Genomic DNA, 2,948 nt, shown 5'->3' with positions numbered 1-2,948 from the left:
ATAGCATGGTACCGATTACACCGCTACGCTTGGTACCGATACAGCGCTATCGTCACTTTAATCCTTTAAGTACACAGCATCCATCGTTGTTAATAGTATAAGTCCCATCGAACAGATTGTCATAGTCAGTAACTGTAACTGGTCCGCTAGGTTCCTCAGTCATATCACAACCTGTAAAAGAAACGATGCTGAGCATCGCCATCAAAAAAATCCAAATCCTTTTCATTGCTTACTTTATATTTATGTATTAAGTTCTTTTTCTTGAAATTTGTATGTATTATCCTCTATTGATTCGTTCCACCAATTCGTCTGGTGTAAGTATCTCCATCTTGGAGAAACCAAACCACTTCTTGCCCAAGTCCTTAATGGATGCTCCTATATGATACACATCATCGTCTATACAAAGGAAGCGGTCATGTGATAAACGGAATGTTTCAACATCAATCGGTGCATATTGAGCATTATGACGGTCTATGTCGAGTTGGAACTGACGGCTTATCTGCTGAGTGTAGATGATTGCAGACACGTTATTGTCTCTTTTATCGAGCAATGTCAGTACAGTCTCGTCAACATAGTTGTCGATAAGGACAATACGTTTCTTTGCACTCTTTACAAAAGTACTAATGCTATCGACATTATGAGCAAAAGCTTTATGGTTTTCATTATTGTTTAATAATTTTAAGTCTACTATTAAATTTACCCATAATACTGTATGTATCACTGGCAGAATTATCTTCGCTTTTAAGACTGTATGAAATGGAATACTCACCAAACTTCGTGTCTCCTTTCACAAATTTTATCGATCCAGCTAAGGGTATAAATTTCTCATGAGAAGGTGGTATGCTTAAGCCTGCGATGCCGTAAGACACAAATTCGGAGTTCTCAGAATAGAAATCTCTAAGTTTTCCACTCTCATAGAAAGAGATGCCTATATTGCCCAAATTAACTTGATCCTGAACAACTATCTTGTATTCCTTGCCAATAATCGGAAATTTCTCATCAGCATAGCACCCAATCAGGATTAGCCAAAAATCATAGGTATCCTTTTCTTCATAATCTCGTAGAAACATTTGAAAGTAACATACGCCTTCTTTGACTCTACAAATGTTATCAACACCTAATGGAAGAAACCAGTATTTATTAGATAAACCTTCGCCAACTGTTGTGTATTGAAATAAACAATTATTATTTATAGTCGCTTCTCCCCAGACAGTCTTAAGCTTTAGAATCTCCTTTTTTTCACAACTAGACAATACTGTCAGGAAAATCATTGCTATTAATATACCTAAATTTCTTTTCATAAATCGTAATTTTTAAGCATTAAAAAACAGAAATATTGCGTATTGATTACTCTCTATTGATCCTTTCCACCAATTCATCTGATGTAAGTATCTCCATCTTGGAGAAACCAAACCACTTCTTGCCCAAGTCCTTTATGGATGCTCCTATATGATACACATCATCGTCTATACAAAGGAAGCGGTCATGTGACAAACGGAATGTTTCAACATCAATCGAGATATTATCACGTTCCAATTGCGCACAGGTTGAAAGCGTGGCTATCATTATCGGGGCAAAGAGGGACGGATGCCCTTCATCGTCCAATAATATAAGCTGTTCCTTTTGAATGTAGAGGTTAATGCCACAATGTTGCAATTTATTCAGATATAAATGTAACTTACTTCTATCAATTATTTGTCCGGCTCTAATTCCTCTATTGCGCAAATGGCTTGTAGCTCGACCTTTTTAATGTGAGGATAAGTCTTCTTATAATTATCTGTCACATCTTTAAAGATACTCTCACCGTCACTATAGAATGTAGCCAAGACAACTGCTCTATAATCTTTGAAAGGCAACAAATACCACACTTCTGTATTATCAGCATTTTGTTGGATGTTAAGCTCTCCCTCCATACGTGTATTTCCTTCACTGTCAGTTATGGTAAGTCTTTTGGTTATAACACCAAAATATGTAGGATTACGGAAAGTATAATATTTATTGTACTTGTCGTTCTCTATGGCATCAGCTGCGATAGCTGCGGAATCCTTGGAAGAAACTCCTTCAACTAAACATTTTCTATTTACCACATACATCGTTTTATATATCATCCAACGGGCAGTCCAATTTTTTACTTCTACCTTTAAGATTGCAGAGTTCCCGTCTGAGTCGGTAACGGTTATAGTAGCATTTCCCTCAGAAACGCCACTTACGTATATCTCCTTCTCTGACTCTTTTGACGAACACGAAACCTTGGCAACACTATCATCAGAAGAAGTTGCTGATACTTTACCTTTAGCTCCATTAACATTCACCTTGCTGCCACTATCGGTATAGGTTGTAAGAGTGTTAATAACAATCTGCTTACCAGTAATTATATCACCGACTACTTCGTCTTCAGTGAGCTGGATTCCAGAATCATCATCGCTACAACTTGCCAAACAGAGCAAAGCTGCTAATGCCATAGAAATCATTCTAATTTTCATACGCTTCTTGATATTAAAGGGTTATAATTATTCTATAAACGCAAAAGAAATCAAAAACTTGCATGAGATTTCAAGATTATTTTATTCCTTGTGTTATTTCATCAATACAGGCTTATTATCGTAGCCGTTCATCTTGTTTGTCACTTTTGTCGTTCCAAATAACCTCTGGTTCATGTATAGTTTGCAATGGTACTTTAACAATAGAGTCAGAAGCCACTTTCTCATAGTCATTTGGTGAGTGATTGGTTTGCTCTACAAAGGTTTTCTTCTTGGAGAGACAGGCATGACGGAGCTTACTTTGTTCTACACTCTTGAATGGTGGCAGTAGGCATTTCGTAACAGTGTCAAAGACGTTATCCAAAAAGCAACTGTGAAATAATATTTTTTAAGATAATAGTTTGCTCTAATCCAATAGTAAGCGGCTCCGCATTTATACCATTGTAGTCTTCTCATTTGTTCGTACCT

Annotated in this window: 2 protein-coding genes and 2 pseudogenes; all 4 read right to left on the bottom strand. The window is 36.7% G+C overall.

Annotated elements, in window-relative coordinates:
- Positions 1-277 precede the first annotated feature (277 nt).
- A pseudogene (locus KSW37_RS15375) lies at positions 278-613 on the bottom strand (ORF6N domain-containing protein); the annotation flags it as partial.
- Between the two features lie 49 nt (positions 614-662).
- Positions 663-1,301: a hypothetical protein gene (locus tag KSW37_RS15370; protein WP_217315314.1), complete on the bottom strand. Its 639-nt coding sequence runs from the start codon at positions 1,299-1,301 to the stop codon at positions 663-665.
- Between the two features lie 46 nt (positions 1,302-1,347).
- Positions 1,348-1,515 (bottom strand): annotated as a pseudogene (locus tag KSW37_RS15365) (ORF6N domain-containing protein); the annotation flags it as partial.
- Positions 1,516-1,691: 176 nt separating this feature from the next.
- Positions 1,692-2,483, bottom strand: coding sequence for an Ig-like domain-containing protein (locus KSW37_RS15355; protein WP_217315313.1), 792 nt, complete (start codon positions 2,481-2,483; stop codon positions 1,692-1,694).
- Between the last annotated feature and the right edge of the window lie 465 nt (positions 2,484-2,948).

The sequence above is a fragment of the Segatella copri genome (assembly GCF_019127135.1).
Classification (GTDB): Bacteria; Bacteroidota; Bacteroidia; order Bacteroidales; family Bacteroidaceae; genus Prevotella.
Note: the sequence above shows the minus strand (reverse complement) of the source record. Positions and strands in the feature narration are given on the sequence as shown.